Below are 21,106 nucleotides of genomic sequence, written 5' to 3' on the forward strand. Positions count from 1 at the left end.
AAGCTAGGATACTGATCACCTCATTGGGCTTGAACGATCCTTTTTCACTGTCAGACTGGATGCAAATGATGAATTAAGAACCCTAACAATGGCTGAACTTCCTGATAATGTAGAACAACTCAAAGCGATGCTACTCAAGCTTCAGGAAGAGAACTGTGAACTGAAAAAAACAGTTGATACCCAAGCAGAAGAAGTGGTTGAGTTAGAGAATAAAATGCAGCTGCTCATTGAACAGCTCAACCTAAGTAAATCAAAGCGCTTCTCCGCCAAAAGTGAAAAAGAACCGAGAGGTACGTTTAACGAAGCAGAGCAGCAAAATGCCTTACCTAAAGCCTCTCCAAAGCATCACAAGAAAGGCCGAAAACCATTACCAGCAGAGCTGGATCGTGAAGTTCATCAGCACACACTCAATGCCCCTTACTGCGAATGCTGCAATGAACCTCTACATCAATGCGGTACTGAAGTCTCGGAAGAGCTAAAAATCATCCCTCAAAAGGTCAGCGTCGTGCGCCATGAGCGCACGAAATACGCCTGCCGTCAGTGTGAAAAGACACAAACCAGCAGCAAAATCGTCACCGCCCCTCGACCTGCCAACATGATCCCGAAAAGCATCGGCCGCCCTGAAGCATTCGCTGCGGTAGTCACGGCCAAATATGTTGACGCCTTGCCGCTGTATCGCCAGGTTGAAATCTTAAAGCGCTCAGATATCGAGTTAAGCCGAGGCACGCTTGCAAACTGGTGTGTTCAACTGGGCAGTAAAGTGACCGTTATCGTTGAAGCAATGAAAGCTCATTTACTGAATGAAAAACTCATCTGCGCGGATGAAACGACCGTTCAAGTGTTGCGAGAGCAAGAACGCTCAGCACAAAGCAAATCTTATATGTGGGTCTATCGTAGCGGCGAGTTCGCCAAACACCCCGTGGTCATTTACGACTATCAACCAAGTCGTGCAGGACAATGTGTTAAAGACTTCCTTGGTGACTACTCGGGTTACCTACTCACCGATGGTTATCAAGCTTATAACGGCCTCGATAATGTCAGCCAAGCGGGGTGCTTAGCACACGTAAGACGAAAATTTACGGATGCACAAAAAGCGCAACCGAAGAAGAAATCAGGCCGTATCGAGAAAGCCATCAGCTTTATCGCGAAGTTGTATGGCATTGAACAGGAAGCTAAAGGCTTGAGCGCTGTTGAGAGGCAACATCTACGACAACGAAAATCGAAACCCATCTTAGATAAGTTCCATGAGTGGTTGCTGGAAAGCCAAGGAAAAGTATTGCCGAAAAGTCAAATCGGCCTAGCCATTAATTATACGATTAACCAATGGCCTAAGTTGCTCACTTATCTAGAAGATGGTGACATAAGCATTGATAACAATGTGACAGAGCGAGATATCCGTCCATTTACAACAGGTCGGAAAAATTGGATGTTCTCAACGTCGGTTGAAGGTGCGACCGCGAGTGCTAACTTGTATAGCTTGGTGATGACGTGTCGTGCAAATAACATCAATCCATATTACTACTTCGTGCACTTATTCAAAGTGCTGCCGATGCGATCGCCACAAGATGATCTGACCGATCTTATGCCGTGGGCGCTGGAAATCGATGAGGCTGAATAAGGCCTCACTGCTTAATTAGACGCTTACGTTGAAAATGGTGAAAAAATGCATCATTCGAACTCAGGTTTTTGAGTGTTTTCCCAATAGTCTTTCGGTAAAAAAAAGATCCTTCATGACTCTCTTTTTGTAACTAAAACAATAATTTAGATGGGTTATTATCTCGGTGCTGAGACGAGATTGAGACAGTTTTACTTTGTGTTGTTCTTTCCCAATAGGTGAGCCTTTTCAAGGAGCAGACACGCATGTTTGAACTTGTTAAAGCAAGAAACAAGCTTTATGGGGGGTATTCAACGCAAACGAATGAAGTGTGCGATGGATGTAGACTACTTAAGCAAGGTTCTTGGAGCCCTTGAATGACAGGGATATTCATGCTATGTCCGTGAGTACCACGCAAGCTCAAACAGCTTCCCATTCATCGCTATTCAATAATAGCGGAAATAAAATAACAACTATTGGCTGCGCCACTTTCGTAATGCAGAAGTGATCTTCCAAATGTTACTCAAGACTGCAAGGTAAACAGTAAAACATCCCATGAAGGCATAAAACATAATATATTCCGGTACGCTTATCATTTCCGCATAAATGCCAATGCCTGCGTACAGTGACGCGATTGTACAAATGGCTATCAACGTTTGAGTTGAGCTTAAGCCTAAACGTTGGAAAATATGGTGCAAATGCTCGCGGTCTGGTTTAAATGGAGAGTCACCACGGCGTACTCGGCGGATCATAATTGCTGCCATGTCCATCAATGGTACCGCGATAAGCCATAGTGCGGTTACTGGTCTTAGTGGGGGATTGGTGCCATTTTGGCTCGAAAGAAGTAAGAACCAAATTACAGTAAAACCGATCAACATACTGCCGGCATCACCCATGAATATTTTTCGTTTGCGGCCAAATGCGCCTAAGTTAAGCAGAATGTAAGGCACGATGACGATGACGAGCACGATACAAAGGTAAGCAATATTAACTTGGCCATCGTAAGCCAACATTATCCCGAGCCCACCAAACGTCACAACCGATAACCCACCTAACAAGCCATCAATACCATCGACCATGTTAAACGCGTTGATGGCGCCTACCACGGCAAAAATGGTCACCACATACCCAAGCCATCCTAGGTTCACATCTCCACCGCCAAATACGTTGCCAATGGTATGCAGTTCAATATTGCCTAACGTCATCATTGCAACTGATAACCCTGCTTGCACAGCAAAGCGAAGCTTAAAACTGATATCAAATTTATCGTCTAGCGCACCCAAAAAGACCAAAATAAGAATGCATCCAGCATATAGGTGAACATTAGGGATTATGTTTTGATTGTTAAATAAAAAATACAGCAGGGATATGCAAATGGAGATACCTCCGACAAGGGGGATCGAACCATTATGGAATTTACGTTCGTTAGGTTTATCGACCAAACCAATTTTTTTCGCCATCTTACGCAGTAAAAATAGGGAGGTTAAAGAAAAAAAGAATAGAAACGCTAAGTCGATAAAGGGGATGAACACAATATTAAGCCTGTAATGACAGTATGTTTATGATGAGCAGCGCATATCTTAGAAGAAAGCTTGCCTTGAATAAAGAGCCATCAGATGTAAAGTAGAAAAATCTCAGAATTATGTAATTGAGTTATCTTATTTATATCTACCTTTTTTATCAATGCCTTGATTTTTCAATAAAGTATTGGGTTTGCTGCCAACCTAAGGATTCAAGCTTTGTTGAGTTTATCGCATAGCGTTGGTCATGTCCTTCTCGATCTTTGACAAACGTGATGAGAGAAGAATGCGGGGCGAATCTGGGCGCACAAACAATAAGGTTGCAATCGCAGCTTGCGGATCGTCATGAATACAAAGGGAAATAGCGTGTTTTGACGCATTGGGGTTAAGCTTTAGAACATCGAACGTGGGGGGCGGCTGCAATAACCAATAGCGTTCTGGGTTAGGAGAGGGCGAAACGTGTAGGGTTCGCGCAACAAAATCACGAGTTGTTCATCAGACAAAAGCGACAAGGCATCACCAGTGCGTAATGTAAACGTGTCGAGTTCAATCAACGATAGCGTCAATGGATGATAATCATAATGAACTTGCTTGAGTAAACGTGACTTTGAACGAGAAATAGGCAGATCCTTTATATTGTATTGAGTCGAGGTTTTAGGTTGTTTTTTCATGGCAGCGATAAAGGCTGAATATTTGTTTAATATCCGTCGCTAAAGCTGAAGTCGAAGCCCCTATCTATTTTCTACTGTCTTCGCCGTCAAAATAGACGGGGTGTTTGCAATAAACAGGCTAATTTTGCGATTTAATGGGAACCGTTGTTTTAGATGCTCTACTCGGGAGCGATTCTTAACTATAGGACCGAGACAAACGCTTGGTTTATACTCTAAGTTGTTCATGGTTCCTTTTTGGCCTATTTTTCATGCCCTAACTAGATAAGCTCTTTTGTGAGTGAGGCGCACTGCGGTGCAAACTGTCTCAAACGCTCCTCAATCGCCACGATGGTATCTCAGGGCAAAACGCCCATCTCTGCAAGTCTCTTATTTTTTTAGGGTTTTCGGGTTGAGTGAAAATTGCCCTAAGGCACTACAAGCTTTGGGCTTTTCGGCTTATGGTGTGGCAATGCATTCGTTATATTGCTCTCTCAATGTGAAACTCAAAAACCTGTGTCAGCCGCGGTTGGATTGTCACCACGCGGTGGTCCGTCACTCGCGAAAAAGCCCTACTGTAAAAACCGCTCAATAGAGCGCACTTTCCGTAAATGACTCAGTTGTTCAGATAGAAGAAGGGAGTGATCAGCATCGAGCCCCAAAAGGAGAACCGGAAAAGCTCGCATCATCTCACCAACCAATTGTTCGACACTGCCGTGATGTTGTAATCGCCACAGCATATATAGCCAAAAGATGCGCAGATTAGGTGCTTGATCCCATGCGTCCAAATAATCCCAATTGTATTGGGTGGCGGCCGCGTCGAGCATAGGCTTGAAGAAAGCGTGAAGTCTGTCCGATTGATATTGCTTTTGCGTGGCTTTCTTGACATGCCAGCGTCCGCTACGCAGATAAATGATCCCCGCAATCTCGGCAAGCACACGGGTATAATGCAGGGCATTGAAGGCATCTTCATTCGTGCCCGCATACTCGTTGATGCTGATCGGCGTATTAAATTGCGCGACCGCGAATAGGGGCAGCAATGCGCTGGCTTATTTGACTAACTTTGTCCTTAAAACCTTACAAAATCTGCTTCAGTACACGATCAACTTTGACTCGAGTGATCTTACGCATTAATTTTTGCACTACTACTGGGTAGTCTTCTAGTTTCTCTAATTGTTTGTAGGTACAAATCAATTGAGTATGTTGAAGAATATTCTCTACTTCATGTTCAAACTTTTCCGTCAGATGATGGAAGTCATCTTGTACCAAAATCGCGTTTTCTAGGTCGAGTTTCCATGCGCGAGGGTTAAGATTGTTACCCGTAAGCAACATGTAACGTTTGTCGACCCAAATACCTTTTAGGTGGAAGCTGTTGGCATCGTGCTTCCATAGATGAATCGATAGCTGACGGCTAGCAATATGTGCTTCATTTGCTTTAGCAAATTGACGTAGGTTACGTTCATACAGGTAGGGTAAGCCACCGATGGTTTTGAACTCTTGTTCCGGTGAAATATAGAAATCGTTCGCTGTTTTATCACCAACGATGATGGTCACTTTAACTCCACGTTTGATGGCTCTGCGAATCTGTTTCGCGATGCTGCGAGGGAAATTAAAGTAAGGCGTACAAATGAAGATTTCATCTTGAGCTAAAGCCAGTAGATTATTAATGCTCTGGTTAAGCTTGTTACGTTTTTTACCCACACCGACCAGCGGGGTTACCGCCACTTGCTCACTTGTTGGAGTTTGGTGTTCAAATTTGTAGGCTGCTTTGGCGAGAGATGCTCGCAGTTGGCGAATGCTGGTTTTAATCTCTTTGGTTTCAGGTTTCGCCGGACAAGCAAGATTGTAAACTGCTGGGTGGGCAATGATCTCTTGTTGTATAAATTGCACCATGCTGTTTGCCAGTTCCGGGTTGGTCATTACATGGTAGCGGTCAAAGCGGTAACGATCTTGGTAGTTAAGATAGATATTATTTAAACTGGCTCCACTGTAGATCACGGTATCGTCAACAATGAAACCTTTAAGGTGAAGTACACCAAATACTTCTTTGCCGCGAACCGGAACACCATAGACGGGCACTTTGTGTTCGTATTGTTCAGAAAAGGCTTGATACATACCCGCATTGGTTTGTGTCGCTGCTGCGCCAATCAAGCCGCGTTGTGCTCGGTGCCAATCGACACAGACATTGATGTCTAAGCCTGGGTTTCTTTGTTTAGCGTGATAAAGCTCGGTCAAGATTTCACGGCCAGCTTCATCGTCTTCAAGATACAATGCGACCAAGTAGATGCGTTTTGTCGCTTGGCGAATTTCCTGAATTAAACGTGTGCGAAAATCTACAGCAGAGTACAACACGTCGAAATCAGCGGGATTTTGCGCAAGAGTAGGTAGATGTTGCAAAGAATACCTGTTAGCGATCATATGGAATGATTAACCTCAAAAATGGCAACAAAAGCGTCAGCCAAAACTAAGCAGAAGACGGATATTAGCAAACCTCAGCCGCCTATTACCAGAAATGGCGCAAATTTCATAAAAAACAACTTAATCAAACCTGTTTAAAAATAGAGAATTCAGAAGCTTGTCACTGGGACCAATTCAAAGGTTGTCATGTAGTGTCATCACCTGTGATTACTTCCAGTGTGGTGAGTTTTTAATTGAGTTCTTTGCTCTATTTAAATGACGTCATTTGGGGATGTGGTTTTGGGGATGCGGTAGTGCATTGGAATCAACGCTTTTCCACTACTAATGTAGCGCGTAAATAACTGACTTAAACCATTGGGTAGCTGTTCCTCTCGCAGAGTTATAAATCCATGTTGTTGATAAAACTCTTCTAAATGTGGGTAAGCGAAGCAGAAGGTTCGGCTATTACAAACAGTTTGCTGGCAGTAGTTCAATAATTGATGGCCAAAACCGTGAGCACGCTGCTCTGGTATTACTAGCATTCCAGTGAGTAGCTGATATTGCTCGATAGGGCGAAAACGTACCACACAAACCAGTTGGTTGTTTTGATAACCGACGATGGTTGCTTCATTCTTTTTAGCTTTGCCAGACGGATAGTGGGCTTTATATAAACGCGAGACTAGTGGCAATTTTATCGGGTCAAGCATTTCGATTCGCAGATCGTGCATTCTCTATCCACTCATATCTATGTAGAATGGTGGCAGTGTAAATGACTTAACTTGCTTGATGCAATCAAATCCCATGCAAATACAAACTAATGCTAGCTTGCGCTCTTACCATACGTTTTCAATTGAGCAGTCTTGTGACGTGCTCGTCGAAGCATCATCGATTGAAGATATTCAACACTGTTATACTAGTCATCAATGGCAAGCGTTGCCTAAGTTGATGTTGGGTAAGGGCAGTAATATGCTATTTACCGAACCCTTTCAAGGCTTGGTGATATTGAATCGATTATTTGGAATAAGAGTAACCGAGAGTACTGAGTGCTGGCATCTGCATGTGGCAGGTGGTGAAGATTGGCCTAACTTCGTCAAGTGGAGTGTTGAGCAAGGTTATTTGGGATTAGAGAACCTTGCATTAATTCCAGGCTGTGTTGGCTCGGCTCCGATTCAAAACATTGGTGCTTATGGCCGGGAGCTTAAAGATGTATGTGAATATGTTGATGTACTTGATTTAGAGAGCTCTGAGGTCAAGCGTTTGAGTGCGCACGAGTGTCTCTTTGGTTATCGTGACTCGATTTTTAAACACGCTTTGTATGGAAAAGCGATTATTGTCGCGGTTGGTTTCAAGTTGGACAAAGATTGGACACCACAAATCGCCTATGGTCCGTTGAGTCAGTTCGAAGTAACCAGCGTTTCAGCGAAAGAAATATTTGAAACGGTTTGTCAGGTTCGAATGGATAAGCTGCCAGATCCAAGTGTCACGGGTAATGCCGGAAGTTTCTTTAAAAATCCGGTGATATCAAAACAACAGTATCAATGCTTGCTAGAAAAGTATCCTGCAATCGTTGCTTATGAAGTAGAAGATGGAATGAAACTCGCGGCGGGGTGGTTAATTGATCGCTGTGATTTAAAAGGTTTTACTCTTGGCGGTGCCCAAGTCCACGCTAATCAGGCACTCGTTCTGGTTAATAAAGGGAATGCCACTGCGCAAGATGTGATTAATTTGGCTGATCATGTACGTCAAACCGTGTGGAATAAATACGGCATCGAGCTTGAGCACGAGGTGCGTTTTATGGGGGCTACACATGAAACAAACTTACAGACATTGCGAGGTGGATTGAAGTGAAGGAGCACGCAGTTAAATTAGCCATTCTTGATATGTTGAGTGATGGGCATTTTCACTCTGGTGAAGAGCTCGGTGATCAGCTTGAGATCTCTCGCGCCGCAGTGAGCAAACATATCAAAGGTATTCAGGCTTGGGGAGTTGATATCTTTAGCGTTCAAGGCAAAGGCTACAAGCTGGCAGATTCAATGCAATTGTTGAATCAACAACAACTGCAAAACAGTGTGGATGTTCCGGTGGAACTGATTCCGGTAATTGGCTCTACGAACCAATATCTGATGGATAGAATTGGTTTACTGCAATCCGGTTCGGTTTGTATTGCGGAGTATCAAAGTCAAGGGCGCGGTCGCAGAGGTCGAGAATGGGTTTCGCCATTTGGTTGTAATCTTTATCTTTCGATGTATTGGCGTTTAGAGGCCGGTATGGCGGGGGCGATGGGGCTCAGTTTAGTGGTTGGTGTTGCCATTGTTGAAGCTTTAGAAAAGATCGGAATTGAAGGGATCAAACTGAAATGGCCCAACGATCTCTATTTTTACGACAAAAAATTAGCGGGAATTTTAGTTGAAATGTCAGGCCAAGCAGGGGCTGCTGCCCATCTTGTTATTGGTATGGGCATGAATCTAAAAATGGCCGCAAGCACACAAGGAATTACTCAACCCTGGTCGTGTTTGTCTGATGTTACAGAGTCGGCTATCGATCGTAATCAACTGGCTACGACGCTGATTAATACTCTTCAAACCGCCTTATCAGAATATGAGATACACGGAATGCAAGGATTTGTAGAGCGCTGGAATCGGCTTGATAATTACCTTGGCCGTGAGGTGCGTTTGATCATGGGAGCGCGAGAGGTGAGCGGTATTTCTTGTGGTATCAATGAGCAAGGTGCGGTACTCATTCGAACTAACAGTGGATTAGAAACCTATATTGGTGGTGAAATTTCGCTAAGAGGAATGTAGTCTCAAATGTGAGACAAGGAATCGTCACAAACCCAGTACTTATGAACTAGGCTCAATATAGTGAGTAAGTTGATGTGAGTGTGTTATGTATTCTTCGGCAAAAAGATCTGTCCAACAACTACCCTCGTTTGACGATTTGGTCAAACTGGTTCAAGAAGATGAAGCGGCTTTTGAACAACTTAAACGAGAAAAGTGCCAAGAGCTGATCGATTCCTCTTCTTTGGATATGCAGCCACGATTGCAAGCGCAGCAGAGCCACATTGATAGGCTAGTAGGGCATTGTAAGAACCCGCATCATGTAAATGTTGTACTGAGTCAAGAATTGCAAAAGCAGGTTGTGAAATTTCAAACAATACTGCAAGGCAATAGCGAGTATGAAGAAGCAAAGAATGCCGCTAATCAAGATATGCTAAATGTGATCTCAATCAGTAGACCCCCCCCGAATTAGAGATGTTCACTTTCCGAAAAGTAGCTTTGTAATTAGGGAAATGTGGTATCCTTTCGCAAATTTTTGAACCTAAATTTGGGAAAGGAATCATAGTGAGTAACACAGCTAAACCGCAACATCCCCAGCATTTAAATTATCCTCCAGTAAGCGCTAACTATCAAAGTGATGAGATTGACTTGCGTGAGCTGTTTAAAGCGTTATGGCAGGGTAAATTGATTATTGTAGTCACGACAATTGTTTTTGCCGTTGGTGCGATATTCTATGCTTTAAATTCGCAGCAGTGGTGGTCTTCAAAAGCAATTATTGCCGCTCCTCAAATTCAAGAATTCTCCGCATACCAAAAGCAAGTGAAACAGTACCAACCGATTTTTGATGTATATCAAGAGGACGGAACGGTTTTGGTGAGCCAGGAGTTAAACTCGCTTATATCGCCAAATTCTTTACTTCAGCAATATATTGATGCATTCAATTCAAACCAAAATAAACGTCAGTTCCTTGAAACTAGTATTGAATTTCAAATGTTTAAAAAGGCGAATTCAGAGGGAGAACAGAATGATAGCAAAGCTGAAGGAGCTCAATATCAAGCATGGTTTAGTAAGATAAGCGCTAAGAAAAAAGACTTATTTTATGATTTAAGCTTTCAATCCACGTCACAGTCAAGTAGTTATGCATTACTAAAACATTATTCAGAGCTGATAGGAGCTAAGACTCGAAAAGACGCTTTGAGTAATCTGCAAGCTATCGTTGAATCAAAGCGTAATGAACTCGCGCAACAGAAACGAATGTTAACTGACCAAGCGTTAAATCGTTTGAGTGTTGAAATTGAACGCACAAAATATGCGTTGGTGATTGCTAAGGCTGCAGGGGTTGATAAACCGGTTCAGACGAACAATAACCAAGAAATTTTCGCTATCGATTTGGGTTCAAAAGCTTTAGCTGCAAAAGTAGAGTCTTTAGAGTCAGTGAAAAATTTGAGTGTAATCGAACCAAGATTACAACAAATTGACGCTAAACTGAAAATGTTAGATGGTCTGGTGGTTGATAGTAATATTAAGTTTGAACCAGTTCGTTTTATTGAGGGCGTACAAGAGCCAATCACGCGAGATAAACCAAAACGAGCTCTGATTGTGGTACTAGGCACTATGCTGGGTGGCATGCTCGGTGTTGCGATTGTTCTGATTCGTTTCGCCTTCCGCCGTGAAGATGAAACAGAAAAATAATCAAAAGGCTCTTCGGAGCCTTTTTTGTTGCCTTCCTCACAAAAATATCTCCTCACTCCCCTTGGGATTGTCACTACTGCCCATATATCGTAATCACGAGGCTTTAATCTTTGTTTTAAAGCAATTATCAAATCACATCGAAATTTTCAGGAGAGACGACCGATGAACATTCGTCCATTACATGATCGAGTTATCGTAGAGCGCCAAGAAGTTGAATCTAAGTCAGCGGGTGGCATTGTGCTTACCGGTTCTGCTGCGGAAAAATCGACTCGCGGTGTTGTTCTAGCTGTTGGCAAAGGCCGCATCCTAGAAAATGGCACTGTTCTACCTTTGGACGTTAAAGTTGGTGATACGGTTATTTTCGCAGAGGGCTACGGCACCAAAACTGAGAAAATCGACGGTAAAGAAGTTCTTATCATGTCTGAAAATGACATCATGGCAATCGTTGAGTAATTTAGCTCTGATTCAAGAACGATAAACAACACAGAATAGAGAAGGAATAAAAGATGGCTGCTAAAGATGTTAAATTTGGTAATGATGCACGCGTAAAAATGCTAGAGGGTGTGAACATCCTAGCTGACGCAGTAAAAGTAACTTTGGGCCCTAAAGGCCGTAACGTAGTTCTCGATAAATCATTTGGCTCACCAGTAATCACTAAAGATGGTGTATCTGTAGCGCGTGAAATTGAATTGGAAGATAAATTCCAAAACATGGGCGCACAAATGGTGAAAGAAGTGGCTTCTAAAGCGAATGACGCGGCAGGCGACGGTACGACTACCGCAACCGTACTTGCACAAGCAATCATCGCTGAAGGCCTAAAAGCTGTTGCTGCGGGCATGAACCCAATGGATCTTAAGCGCGGTATCGATAAAGCGGTTGTCGCAGCAGTCGAGCAGCTTAAAGAGCTTTCTGTTGAATGTAATGACACTAAAGCGATTGCTCAAGTGGGTACAATCTCAGCAAACTCAGACTCAACCGTCGGCAACATCATTGCAGAAGCAATGGAAAAAGTAGGTCGTGATGGCGTTATCACGGTTGAAGAAGGCCAAGCACTGCAAGATGAGCTTGATGTGGTAGAAGGTATGCAGTTTGACCGTGGTTACCTGTCACCTTACTTCATCAACAACCAAGAAGCGGGTTCAGTGGATCTAGAAAGCCCATTCATCCTATTGGTTGATAAGAAAATTTCAAACATTCGCGAACTGCTACCAACACTAGAAGCAGTAGCAAAAGCTTCTCGTCCACTGCTTATTATTGCAGAAGATGTAGAAGGCGAAGCACTAGCGACGCTAGTGGTGAACAACATGCGTGGCATCGTGAAAGTTGCTGCTGTTAAAGCGCCTGGTTTTGGTGACCGTCGTAAAGCCATGCTACAAGATATCGCTATCCTAACTGGCGGCACGGTGATTTCAGAAGAGATCGGTCTAGATCTTGAGAAAGTAACGCTAGAAGACCTAGGTCAAGCGAAGCGCATTGCGATCACTAAAGAAAATACCACCATCATCGATGGTGCAGGTGAAGAAGCGATGATCCAAGGTCGCGTGACGCAAATTCGTCAACAGATTGAAGATGCAACTTCAGACTACGACAAAGAAAAACTGCAAGAGCGCGTAGCGAAATTAGCTGGTGGTGTTGCGGTAATCAAAGTTGGCGCAGCAACTGAAGTTGAAATGAAAGAGAAGAAAGACCGCGTAGAAGATGCACTACACGCAACTCGCGCAGCGGTTGAAGAAGGTGTGGTTGCTGGTGGTGGTGTGGCTCTGATCCGCGCAGCATCAAAAGTAGCTGGCCTTGAAGGTGACAACGAAGAGCAAAATGTCGGTATTCGTGTTGCTCTACGTGCAATGGAAGCTCCAATTCGTCAAATCACTAAGAACGCTGGTGATGAAGAGTCAGTGGTTGCTAACAACGTTCGTGCTGGAGAAGGTAACTACGGTTACAACGCAGCAACGGGTGAGTACGGCGACATGATCGAAATGGGTATCCTAGACCCAACTAAAGTAACTCGTTCAGCGCTTCAGTTCGCAGCATCGGTTGCGGGTCTAATGATCACGACTGAAGCAATGGTGACTGACCTACCACAAAAAGAAAGCGCTGGTATGCCTGATATGGGTGGTATGGGCGGCATGGGTGGTATGGGCGGCATGATGTGATCATCGCTTCTCACTACTTGATAGTGACTTTGATAAAACGGTTGAAGGTGGTCGGAGATACGCATACACTCCACGCCTTCAACTGAAAGTGACTATTTCAGTGCAGATTGATAAAAAAAGCCGAAGCAATTGCTTCGGCTTTTTTTAGTGCTTGTAGCACGTAATTGAGGCTGTATTTGGCCTTAAATAGCAGTAACTCAATTTAAACAATGAGTTATAAAATGATATTCCAGTTCAGTGATACTGAGTGATAAATAAGTGAATGCGTCCGGTGAATTAGGGATTAAACGACAGCTTGTAGGGATCACAACACTATTTTTGCTGATATTTATGTTTCTGGTATTAGATTCAGAAGATGAAGTCAGAGAAAGATACGGTAATGAACAACAACGCGTTGAGCGATTATTGGAAGATACGACCCAAGTAATCAACGCATTAGAGTACAGCATTACGGCGTTATATCCGTTGCAGAACGAACGATATGTTCTACCGCACACCATCCAGTTAAATGGCATCACTTGCAACTTTGGTGGTCAATCTCACCAAGGGCAAGATTATGACTTTATGTTTTCTGGCCCTGCGGAAATGTGCGATACCAACTCAGAGCTGTATGCATTGGCTTATAAGCGCATGTTTGTTGCTCCCTCAATGGCTTATTTCAGTAAAACGATTAGCCATATTTCAGCTATCTACTTTATATCAAAGGATAAATTTATCATCTCGACCCCGAAAGCATTTGCTGAATCGATCGAAGGGGATGCCTTTGATGCTGTTATTAGCACGCGTCCGTATTGGGTTAACACTATGCAGCACTTGCAGGATGATAAAGTGGTGTATACCGGTGATTATCAAGATTATATGACCGGACGACGAGTGATCACGCTTACACGCGCGATATATGTTGATGGCGAATTTAGAGGGGTATTAGCCATCGATAGCTATCTAGATGATTTAGTCGCAGACCGATATTCCAGCTATCGGCTAACGCCCAAGCAAATGGAAAATAATCCCAAAGCGTTCGATTTTACTTGTTCCAATCCCGTCATGGTGAATAATCAAGAAACTGGTCTTTATCTCACCGTCAAAGAATCGAAGCGAACACACTTGAAGTTGCTCTTCCAAGCGGAGCAAAAACAGTTTGTCGGCCTATTTTGGGGATATATGCTGTGTCTTTGCTTAATTTGGTTCCGTGATACTCGCTCAACGCAAACACGTTTACGATCGCTAGCAATGTGCGATCCGATGACCAACATGCTCAATCGCCGTGGTTTTGAGTTCTACCTGAAAGATGTCGAGCTACAAGACTTTATCGCGCTCGCGGTATTTGATATTGATGATTTCAAAGCAATCAATGACAGCTTAGGACACGATGCTGGGGATGAAGTAATCTGTGCTATTGCTGCCTTGCTCAGTACTAGTTTAAGGCAGTCCGATCTTATTGCGCGCTTTGGTGGAGAAGAGTTCGTGATTGCGATTACGGGTGAATCCCACGAGCAGATACAATCGGTGGTTGAGCGGGTCCAGCGTGAAATCAGTACGGCAATTTGTTTGTCTGATAGCAAATATGTTTCCGTCACGGCGACAGGTGGGGCTGTGATTTATGCTCGTGACAGTATCGAAAGCCTTGAGTGGTTGTGGCAAGAGAAAGGGATTCGCCAAGCGGATGCGCTCTTATACCAAGCGAAAGTCGCAGGGAAAAACCGAGTGCTAGTGGGCGTAGGCTGTTAACACGCTTACTGCCGTTATAAATAGAAAAGGATGGCAAAAGCCATCCTTTTTAGTTTCTAATCCGTGTAGTGATTACAGAATAATATCGCGTACTTCAGGATCTTTACGCTCTAGATAGTGCGTTGATTTTATACGACGAATGGTACGGCAACGGCCACGAATCAGCAGTGTTTCCGTGGTTGCGATGTTGCCTTGGCGTGAAATGCCTTCAAGCAAATCGCCTTTGGTGATGCCGGTTGCCGAGAAAATAACATTGTCGCTACGCGCCATATCTTCCATCTTCAGCACGATGCCTGCTTCAACGCCCATCTCTTTACAGCGAGCAAGCTCAGCTGCGCCGTAGATGCGGTTTTCTTCGCTATCACCTTTTACATCATGACGAGCCAGTAAGCGGCCATTCATATCACCATCAAGCGCGCGAATAACCGCCGCAGAAACTACGCCCTCTGGTGCGCCACCAATACAGTACATCACATTCACTTCGCTATCTGGCATACAGGTGAGGATTGACGCTGCTACATCGCCATCTGGCACTGCGAATACGCGTACACCCATCGTTTGCATTTCTGCAATAACAGCATCGTGGCGAGGTTTTGCTAGTGTTGTTACCACAAGGGTATCAAGTGGCTTATTCAGTGCTTTGGCAATATTCTCAAGGTTTTCTTTAAGTGGTTTGTTTAGGTCAATACAACCTTTCGCGCCAGGGCCAACCACCAATTTTTCCATGTACATATCAGGCGCTTTAAGGAAGCTGCCTTTTTCGCCTGCAGCCAGTACCGCTAGTGCGTTTGACTGGCCCATTGCTGTCATGCGAGTACCTTCAATTGGGTCAACCGCGATATCAACCGCATCGCCGCCCACGCCAACTTGCTCACCAATGTACAGCATTGGTGCATCATCAATTTCGCCTTCACCAATCACAATTTCACCGCTGATCTCAGTTTTATTGAGTAGGGTACGCATTACCTCAACAGCTGCGCCGTCGGCTGCGTTTTTATCGCCACGGCCTAGCCATTTGTAGCCAGCTAAAGCTGCCCCTTCAGTGACTCGAGAAAATGCCATTGCTAAATCGCGTTTCATGATGACTCCAATTAGTAAGAAGGAAGGATGATTCAATTTCGGCGCGATTTTATCACAACCAATAGTAAACGTTTGCTTTTTTGCCGTGTAGGGATTGAACTCGATCAATAAAGCACAGTAAAGTGGTATCAGAGCAGGAGAAATTGCGTTGCCGAGCGGTTAACGTTAGGTAAATGTCAATATGTGGTGAAACTTTGAGCGAATGACGCAAAATATCAAATATAGCGCGTGTTTATCCATCCAGTGCTGAGTAGAATGAAGGCAATACGTGAAGCGAGCTTCACCTCAATCGAACAAACAAAGGTAGGCTAAGATGTCTTTTGAAGTACTAGAACAACTAGAAGCAAAAATTCAAACTGCAGTAGATACAATTTCACTTCTTCAAATGGAAGTAGAAGAGCTTAAAGAAGAAAAAGAGCAATTGGCTTCAGAAGCAAGTGAACTACGCGCTAACCGTGAAGAGCTAGAGCAAAAAGCAGCCGCAATGCAACAAGAGCATTCAGCATGGCAAGATCGTATCCGTAACCTACTAGGTAAAATGGACGACGTAGAGTAATTTCGCGATTACTGACTGTGTAAATCATTCTGCGTGAATGGTTACAAAGCGAATTTAAATGAAAAAGGCAGCCTAACTAGGCTGCCTTTTTTACATCTGGGCGATTTATTCACTTAGGCAAATTAAGCTTGTGGACGCACACCCAGCGTATGGCATAACGCGTAAGTCATTTCAGCGCGGTTTAAGGTGTAGAAGTGGAAATCTTTTACGCCTTCACGGCTTAGGATGCGCACCATATCAAGCGCTTGGCTGGCACCAACCAGTTGGCGCGTGGTAGGGTCATCATCCAAACCTTCAAATTGCTTCGCCATCCACCCCGGCACTTTGACGTGGTTTTGCGCTGCAAAGCGCGATGCTTGATTGAAGTTAGAAACAGGCAAGATGCCCGGTACAATCTCCACATCAATACCCGCCGCAACACAGCGATCACGGAAACGCAGGTAGCTCTCTACATCGAAGAAGAACTGAGTAATAGCACGGCTAGCGCCCGCATCGACTTTACGCTTGAGGTTAAGTAGATCAGCTTGGGCACTTTTGGCTTCTGGGTGAACTTCTGGAAACGCAGCGACTGAAATATCAAAGTCGTGACGAGATTTCAGCAGTTCGACCAAGTCTGAGGCATACATATCAGGAGCGCCGCCGCCAGGGGGAATATCACCACGTAGCGCGACGATACTTTCAATGCCATTTGCCCAGTAATCATCCGCGATTTGGACAAGCTCTTGGCGTGAAGCATCAATACAAGTGAGGTGAGGGGCTGCGATTAAGCCTGTTTCCGCTTTGATCTCTTTGATGATTGAGTGAGTACGGTCGCGCTCACCTGAGTTAGCACCATAGGTTACCGAGACAAATTTAGGCTTGAGATTTTTAAGACGGTGTACAGAGTTCCACAAGGTTTCTTCCATTTTTTCACTGCTTGGTGGAAAAAACTCAAAGGACACATTGATGTTGTCAGATAGTTCAGCGACATTCTGATTCAAAGCGTCGATATGACTGGCGTGCGTGTATCCCATCTTGCTCTCCCTGTGGCTACCATTGCCACCCTCTAAATAAAATCCATTTTTGACGTTTAGACGTCTATATGTCCACAGAATGAATTGAATGTAAGTTAATGTCAACAAACTGAGTATGAATTTTTTTCAACTTCACAATTAGACATCTTCAACTTAACAAAGATAACGTGAATTGACGAGTGCTAAGAAATAAAAAGCTGACGACAAAAAGAAGCAGTAAAAGCAGAAGGTTAACAGAGGCGTAGGGCGAGAATAGAAAATGATGGCGCCAGAGAAAGCCTACGACGCCATATTGATTACAGTTGGCTAGACAATAAATTCAAATCCGATTGAATGGCACCAGCCGTTACTTCTCGCCCAGCACCAGGGCCTCGAATCACCAATGGATTGTCTTTGTACCATTTACTTTCTATGGCAAAGATGTTGTCACACGGTAGCAGGTTAGCCAAAGCATGCTCTTTGGCTAGCGCTTCAACGCCAACGGTGGCTTTGCCATTTTTTTCTAAACGCGCGACGTAGCGTAATACCTTATCTTCACGTTGCGCCTTCTCTAACCTTTCGGCTAAGCGCTCGCTAAGCAATTGGCCTTTATCGAGAAAGTCATCCAGTGGCAGTTCGGCGAGCTCCTCTGGCACTAGGCTTTCCACTTTGACCGCTTCAGGCTCTAGAGACAGACCTGACTCACGCGCGAGAATCACCAATTTACGCATCACATCCGAACCATCAAGATCATGGCGCGGGTCAGGCTCAGTCAGGCCTTGTTGCCACGCGAGGTCAACCAATTCAGCAAATGGTACTTGGCCATCGTATTGTTGGAATAGCCAAGAGAGAGTGCCGGAGAAAATCCCAGACAGCGCGACAATTTCATCGCCACTTTCACGTAAATCACGCACAGTGTGGTTGATTGGTAAGCCAGCACCAACCGTTGCATTGTAGAGCCAGTGGCGATTGATCTTAGCAAAGGCATCTTGCACTTGATGGTAGTACTCGCTAGAAGCCGATCCCGCTACCTTGTTAGCAGAGATCAGGTGCATGCCTTGCTCGGCAATCTCAACATAACGCTCGGCCAGTTCTTGGCTTGCAGTGACATCCAGTACTACCGCGTCATCATAACCTTGAATCGCACCAAGTTGAGCTATCCACTCGCCACCTTGATAAGGGATAGACTCGTCATCAAAGCGTTGGTTCGCGCTTGCCGCATCGATACCTTGTGGATTAAACCAGTAGGTTTGGCTATCAATGACCGCGACGAGCTCAAAGCTCATTCCACGGCGTTTTTCTAATTCGGTTTTTTGTTCAGCAAACAGATCCAGCCAACGGCTGCCAATATTGCCTTTACCACATAGAGCGATCGCAACCCGTTTTTGTGCTTGGAACAGTTGTTTATGGATACCTTGAACTAAATCTTCGGTAGAGGTTTTACGCAGTATCGCCACTAAGCTAAGCCCTGAAGCGGATTCGCAAATAAATTCAACCGGCGCATTTTTAAGTTGTTGATAGAAGCCGTAGCAGTGATTGGCATTTTTGGTTACGCCCGCACCGACGGCGGCAACCATCGAAAAGCCTTCTTTGAGTTTGATTTCCGCTTCCGTCGCCACATCTTGCAGATGACGCAATGCACCGCCAGCAATTTCAGCGGTATAAGCTAAAAACAGGCTGTGTTGATCGTCTTGCGCCTCAAATGCCAGTGGTTCGAGCTGAGCACGCTTTAAACTGGCTAAGGTTTCTTTATGCAGGCGACCAAAATCATGACCGGAAGCAAAATTGAGCTGAATCAGCATCACATCATCAAGCGAAGAGACAATCTTTGCTCCGCGACCTGATGCGAGTACACGCTCAATACGGGTTGAACCTGATTCTGGCTGATAGCTGCAACGCAGATGACAATCCATCGCACTTTGTGCGACAGGTTGTAGGGTACGGCTATGCAACACTGGCGCCGCTAAGCGAGCTAATTCACTAGCTTCATCGAGGCGCAGTAATGGTAATAAACAAGCATCGGAGATAAGACGCGGGTCAGCGCTATAAACGCCTGCCACATCACTCCAGATGGTGACGCGTGAAACTTGCGCCAATGCCCCAATCACGGTGGCGGAATAGTCTGAACCATTACGACCAAGCAATACGGTATCACCGTGATGATCTTGCGCCATAAAGCCAGTGATCACGATACGATGATGGGCGTGTTGTGCTAATACTGCTTTAAGTAAAGGGTAAGACGCACCGCGGTCCACTTCCGGTTGTGTGCCCGCTTCCGCGCGTAAAAAAGCGCGTGCATCTTGGGCGCGTGCTGGCAGTTTTTGTTGGTTAAGTAGCGCGGCTAGCAGGCGAGATGACCACACTTCACCATGGCCTAATACTGCCGCTTGCGCTGCATCACTTAGTGGCGCGGTTAACTCGCCTAACGTGCGGATCTCATCATTAAGCTCAGCTAATAATGTCTCCTTTACTTCATCAGTGATCAGCTCATCGATGAGATTGGTTTGAAACTGTTTGAGGTTTTGCAGTGCTTCATGAGCTAAACGACCATCTTTATTGAGCCCTTCTAAAAACTCAATTAGACGGTTGGTGGTTTTGCCCGCCGCAGACACTACCACCAAGTCTTCTGTGGACGAGTACTCTTTTAGAATATCGACCACACGTCGATAGCATTCTGGATCCGCTAAGCTACTGCCACCAAATTTATGCAGTTGGCGCTCTACGCTCATTTAATGATCCTCCAGAATCACGTTAAAGGCTTGCTCTAAATCGTCAATCAGATCTTGTGGGTCTTCTAAGCCTACCGATAAACGCAATAATTGTTGTGATACGCCTGCTTCAGCCAGCGCGGCTTCACCCATCGCGCGGTGAGTCATTGAGGCTGGGTGACAAATCAAACTCTCTACACCGCCAAGAGATTCGGCGAGTGAGAAGAGTTGTAAAGCGCCAACGAAGGTTTTGAGCTGCTCAAAACTGCCTGCAAATTCAAAACTCAGCATCGAACCAAAGCCTGATTGTTGCTTGAGAGCAATTTCGTGACCAGGATGTTCCGGCAAGCTAGGGTGATAAATACGCTCAATCAGCGAGTGCTTTTTCAGATAGTCGAGAATCTGTGTTGCGCCTTCTTCATGGCTGCGCATACGTGCACCGAGTGTACGTATGCCACGTAGAGTCATGTAGCTATCAAAAGGTGTGCCGGTTGCGCCAATACAGTTACCCCACCATGCAAGATCTTCTGCATGTTGCTCGGTTTTGGTGATCACCACGCCGCCGATCACATCGGAGTGGCCATTAATAAATTTGGTAGTGGAGTGGATAACAAAGTCTGCGCCCAGTTCGAGAGGCTTTTGGTACACCGGTGTCAAAAAGGTATTGTCGACGGCAACCAAGGTATCTACTTGATGAGCTTGCTGGCACACTTGAGCAATATCGACCACGCGCACCAATGGGTTCGATGGTGTTTCAATCAGCAATAATTTTGGCTTTTGGGCTAAAGCTTCTGCGAGTGCTTGCGGATCGGACTGGTCGACAAACAGGACTTTAAAGTCGCCCTTTTGCGCGCGAGTATTAAACAGTCGGTAAGTGCCGCCATAACAATCGTGCGGAGCAACAATCAGATCATCAGGGCCAAGAAAGGTTGTCACCCACAAATTCAAAGCGGATGTACCACAGTTGGTTACTACCGCGCCTTTGCCGGATTCAAGCTCGAACAAAGTTTGTTCTAATAAACCGCGATTTGGATTACCAGAACGGGTATAATCGTACTTAGGGACATCACCAAAAGCTGGGAAACCATAATTGGTCGACAGGTAGATCGGTGGAACTACCGCGTGGTGTTGGGTGTCGGACTCAATGCCAGTGCGAACGGCGATAGTGGCTGGTTTGCGGGTGCTCATATGTGTTTCCTTCCGAACAATATTAACTTGTCAGTACGAATAGGTTGATCAGTTGGCAATGCTCTTTTTCCTCG

17 protein-coding genes and 1 pseudogene are annotated in these 21,106 nt (G+C 44.9%); 10 read left to right on the top strand and 8 right to left on the bottom strand.

Features of this window, described 5'->3' with window-relative positions:
- Positions 1-88 precede the first annotated feature (88 nt).
- Positions 89-1,618: an IS66 family transposase gene (tnpC, locus tag RH88_RS04065; protein ID WP_005593619.1), complete on the top strand. Its 1,530-nt coding sequence runs from the start codon at positions 89-91 to the stop codon at positions 1,616-1,618.
- Positions 1,619-1,837: 219 nt separating this feature from the next.
- Positions 1,838-1,975, top strand: a pseudogene (locus RH88_RS23820) (ISAs1 family transposase); the annotation flags it as partial.
- A 92-nt stretch (positions 1,976-2,067) separates the two neighbouring features.
- Here RH88_RS23820 and wecA read toward each other — a convergent pair.
- The 4 genes from wecA to RH88_RS04090 form a co-directional block, all read right to left on the bottom strand.
- Positions 2,068-3,126 carry a UDP-N-acetylglucosamine--undecaprenyl-phosphate N-acetylglucosaminephosphotransferase gene (wecA, locus tag RH88_RS04070; RefSeq protein WP_005593620.1) on the bottom strand — a complete coding sequence of 353 codons (1,059 nt, stop codon included), beginning with the start codon at positions 3,124-3,126 and terminating at the stop codon, positions 2,068-2,070.
- Positions 3,127-4,333: 1,207 nt separating this feature from the next.
- Positions 4,334-4,801 (bottom strand): hypothetical protein, encoded by a 468-nt coding sequence (locus RH88_RS04080; protein WP_005593622.1) that lies wholly within the window; start codon positions 4,799-4,801, stop codon positions 4,334-4,336.
- 37 nt (positions 4,802-4,838) lie between these two features.
- Positions 4,839-6,179 carry a CDP-diacylglycerol--serine O-phosphatidyltransferase gene (pssA, locus tag RH88_RS04085; protein ID WP_005593624.1) on the bottom strand — a complete coding sequence of 447 codons (1,341 nt, stop codon included), beginning with the start codon at positions 6,177-6,179 and terminating at the stop codon, positions 4,839-4,841.
- 251 nt (positions 6,180-6,430) lie between these two features.
- Positions 6,431-6,886 (bottom strand): GNAT family N-acetyltransferase, encoded by a 456-nt coding sequence (locus tag RH88_RS04090; RefSeq protein WP_005593626.1) that lies wholly within the window; start codon positions 6,884-6,886, stop codon positions 6,431-6,433.
- Between the two features lie 73 nt (positions 6,887-6,959).
- Here RH88_RS04090 and murB point away from each other — a divergent pair, with 73 nt between their 5' ends.
- From murB to RH88_RS04125, 7 genes are all read left to right on the top strand, one after another.
- The gene (gene murB / locus RH88_RS04095; protein ID WP_040757838.1) at positions 6,960-8,006 is read left to right on the top strand and encodes a UDP-N-acetylmuramate dehydrogenase; all 1,047 of its coding nucleotides are present in this window, start codon (positions 6,960-6,962) and stop codon (positions 8,004-8,006) included.
- On the top strand, positions 8,003-8,959 hold the full coding sequence (gene birA / locus RH88_RS04100; protein WP_005593628.1) for a bifunctional biotin--[acetyl-CoA-carboxylase] ligase/biotin operon repressor BirA: 957 nt from the start codon (positions 8,003-8,005) through the stop codon (positions 8,957-8,959). The genes murB and birA overlap by 4 nt, the downstream gene beginning before the upstream one ends.
- 85 nt (positions 8,960-9,044) lie before the next feature.
- Positions 9,045-9,407 (top strand): DUF3135 domain-containing protein, encoded by a 363-nt coding sequence (locus tag RH88_RS04105; protein WP_005593629.1) that lies wholly within the window; start codon positions 9,045-9,047, stop codon positions 9,405-9,407.
- A gap of 92 nt (positions 9,408-9,499) precedes the next feature.
- The gene (locus RH88_RS04110; protein ID WP_005593630.1) at positions 9,500-10,627 is read left to right on the top strand and encodes an LPS O-antigen chain length determinant protein WzzB; all 1,128 of its coding nucleotides are present in this window, start codon (positions 9,500-9,502) and stop codon (positions 10,625-10,627) included.
- 162 nt (positions 10,628-10,789) lie between these two features.
- Positions 10,790-11,080, top strand: a complete 291-nt coding sequence (locus tag RH88_RS04115; RefSeq protein WP_005593631.1) for a co-chaperone GroES — start codon at positions 10,790-10,792, stop codon at positions 11,078-11,080.
- 53 nt (positions 11,081-11,133) lie between these two features.
- Positions 11,134-12,780, top strand: coding sequence for a chaperonin GroEL (groL, locus tag RH88_RS04120; RefSeq protein WP_005593632.1), 1,647 nt, complete (start codon positions 11,134-11,136; stop codon positions 12,778-12,780).
- Between the two features lie 330 nt (positions 12,781-13,110).
- The gene (locus RH88_RS04125; protein WP_241212157.1) at positions 13,111-14,508 is read left to right on the top strand and encodes a sensor domain-containing diguanylate cyclase; all 1,398 of its coding nucleotides are present in this window, start codon (positions 13,111-13,113) and stop codon (positions 14,506-14,508) included.
- Between the two features lie 72 nt (positions 14,509-14,580).
- On the opposite strand, the gene glpX is transcribed toward RH88_RS04125, so the two are convergent.
- A complete protein-coding gene (gene glpX / locus RH88_RS04130) occupies positions 14,581-15,588 on the bottom strand; it encodes a class II fructose-bisphosphatase (RefSeq protein WP_005593634.1) in 1,008 nt (335 codons plus the stop codon).
- Between the two features lie 313 nt (positions 15,589-15,901).
- Here glpX and zapB point away from each other — a divergent pair, with 313 nt between their 5' ends.
- Complete coding sequence (gene zapB, locus RH88_RS04135; RefSeq protein ID WP_005593637.1) at positions 15,902-16,144, top strand: cell division protein ZapB; 243 nt, start codon at positions 15,902-15,904, stop codon at positions 16,142-16,144.
- 122 nt (positions 16,145-16,266) lie between these two features.
- On the opposite strand, the gene metF is transcribed toward zapB, so the two are convergent.
- The 3 genes from metF to RH88_RS04150 all read right to left on the bottom strand — a co-directional run bounded on the left by metF (position 16,267) and on the right by RH88_RS04150 (position 21,032).
- Complete coding sequence (gene metF, locus RH88_RS04140; protein ID WP_005593638.1) at positions 16,267-17,157, bottom strand: methylenetetrahydrofolate reductase; 891 nt, start codon at positions 17,155-17,157, stop codon at positions 16,267-16,269.
- 296 nt (positions 17,158-17,453) lie between these two features.
- A complete protein-coding gene (locus tag RH88_RS04145; protein WP_005593640.1) occupies positions 17,454-19,865 on the bottom strand; it encodes a bifunctional aspartate kinase/homoserine dehydrogenase II in 2,412 nt (803 codons plus the stop codon).
- Entirely contained in the window at positions 19,866-21,032 is a 1,167-nt protein-coding gene (locus RH88_RS04150; protein ID WP_005593641.1) for an O-succinylhomoserine (thiol)-lyase, read from the bottom strand.
- Between the last annotated feature and the right edge of the window lie 74 nt (positions 21,033-21,106).

Source organism: Vibrio scophthalmi LMG 19158, assembly GCF_000222585.1.
Classification (GTDB): Bacteria; Pseudomonadota; Gammaproteobacteria; order Enterobacterales; family Vibrionaceae; genus Vibrio; species Vibrio scophthalmi.

Coding starts and splice junctions, on each gene's coding strand:
- zapB (WP_005593637.1), top strand. CDS start 15,902: ATGTCTTTTGAAGTACTAGAACAACTAGAAGCAAAAATTCAAACTGCA.
- glpX (WP_005593634.1), bottom strand. CDS start 15,588: ATGAAACGCGATTTAGCAATGGCATTTTCTCGAGTCACTGAAGGGGCA.
- RH88_RS04125 (WP_241212157.1), top strand. CDS start 13,111: ATGTTTCTGGTATTAGATTCAGAAGATGAAGTCAGAGAAAGATACGGT.
- pssA (WP_005593624.1), bottom strand. CDS start 6,179: ATGATCGCTAACAGGTATTCTTTGCAACATCTACCTACTCTTGCGCAA.
- RH88_RS04090 (WP_005593626.1), bottom strand. CDS start 6,886: ATGCACGATCTGCGAATCGAAATGCTTGACCCGATAAAATTGCCACTA.
- RH88_RS04150 (WP_005593641.1), bottom strand. CDS start 21,032: ATGAGCACCCGCAAACCAGCCACTATCGCCGTTCGCACTGGCATTGAG.
- murB (WP_040757838.1), top strand. CDS start 6,960: ATGCAAATACAAACTAATGCTAGCTTGCGCTCTTACCATACGTTTTCA.
- RH88_RS04115 (WP_005593631.1), top strand. CDS start 10,790: ATGAACATTCGTCCATTACATGATCGAGTTATCGTAGAGCGCCAAGAA.
- metF (WP_005593638.1), bottom strand. CDS start 17,157: ATGGGATACACGCACGCCAGTCATATCGACGCTTTGAATCAGAATGTC.
- tnpC (WP_005593619.1), top strand. CDS start 89: ATGGCTGAACTTCCTGATAATGTAGAACAACTCAAAGCGATGCTACTC.
- RH88_RS04105 (WP_005593629.1), top strand. CDS start 9,045: ATGTATTCTTCGGCAAAAAGATCTGTCCAACAACTACCCTCGTTTGAC.
- RH88_RS04145 (WP_005593640.1), bottom strand. CDS start 19,865: ATGAGCGTAGAGCGCCAACTGCATAAATTTGGTGGCAGTAGCTTAGCG.
- groL (WP_005593632.1), top strand. CDS start 11,134: ATGGCTGCTAAAGATGTTAAATTTGGTAATGATGCACGCGTAAAAATG.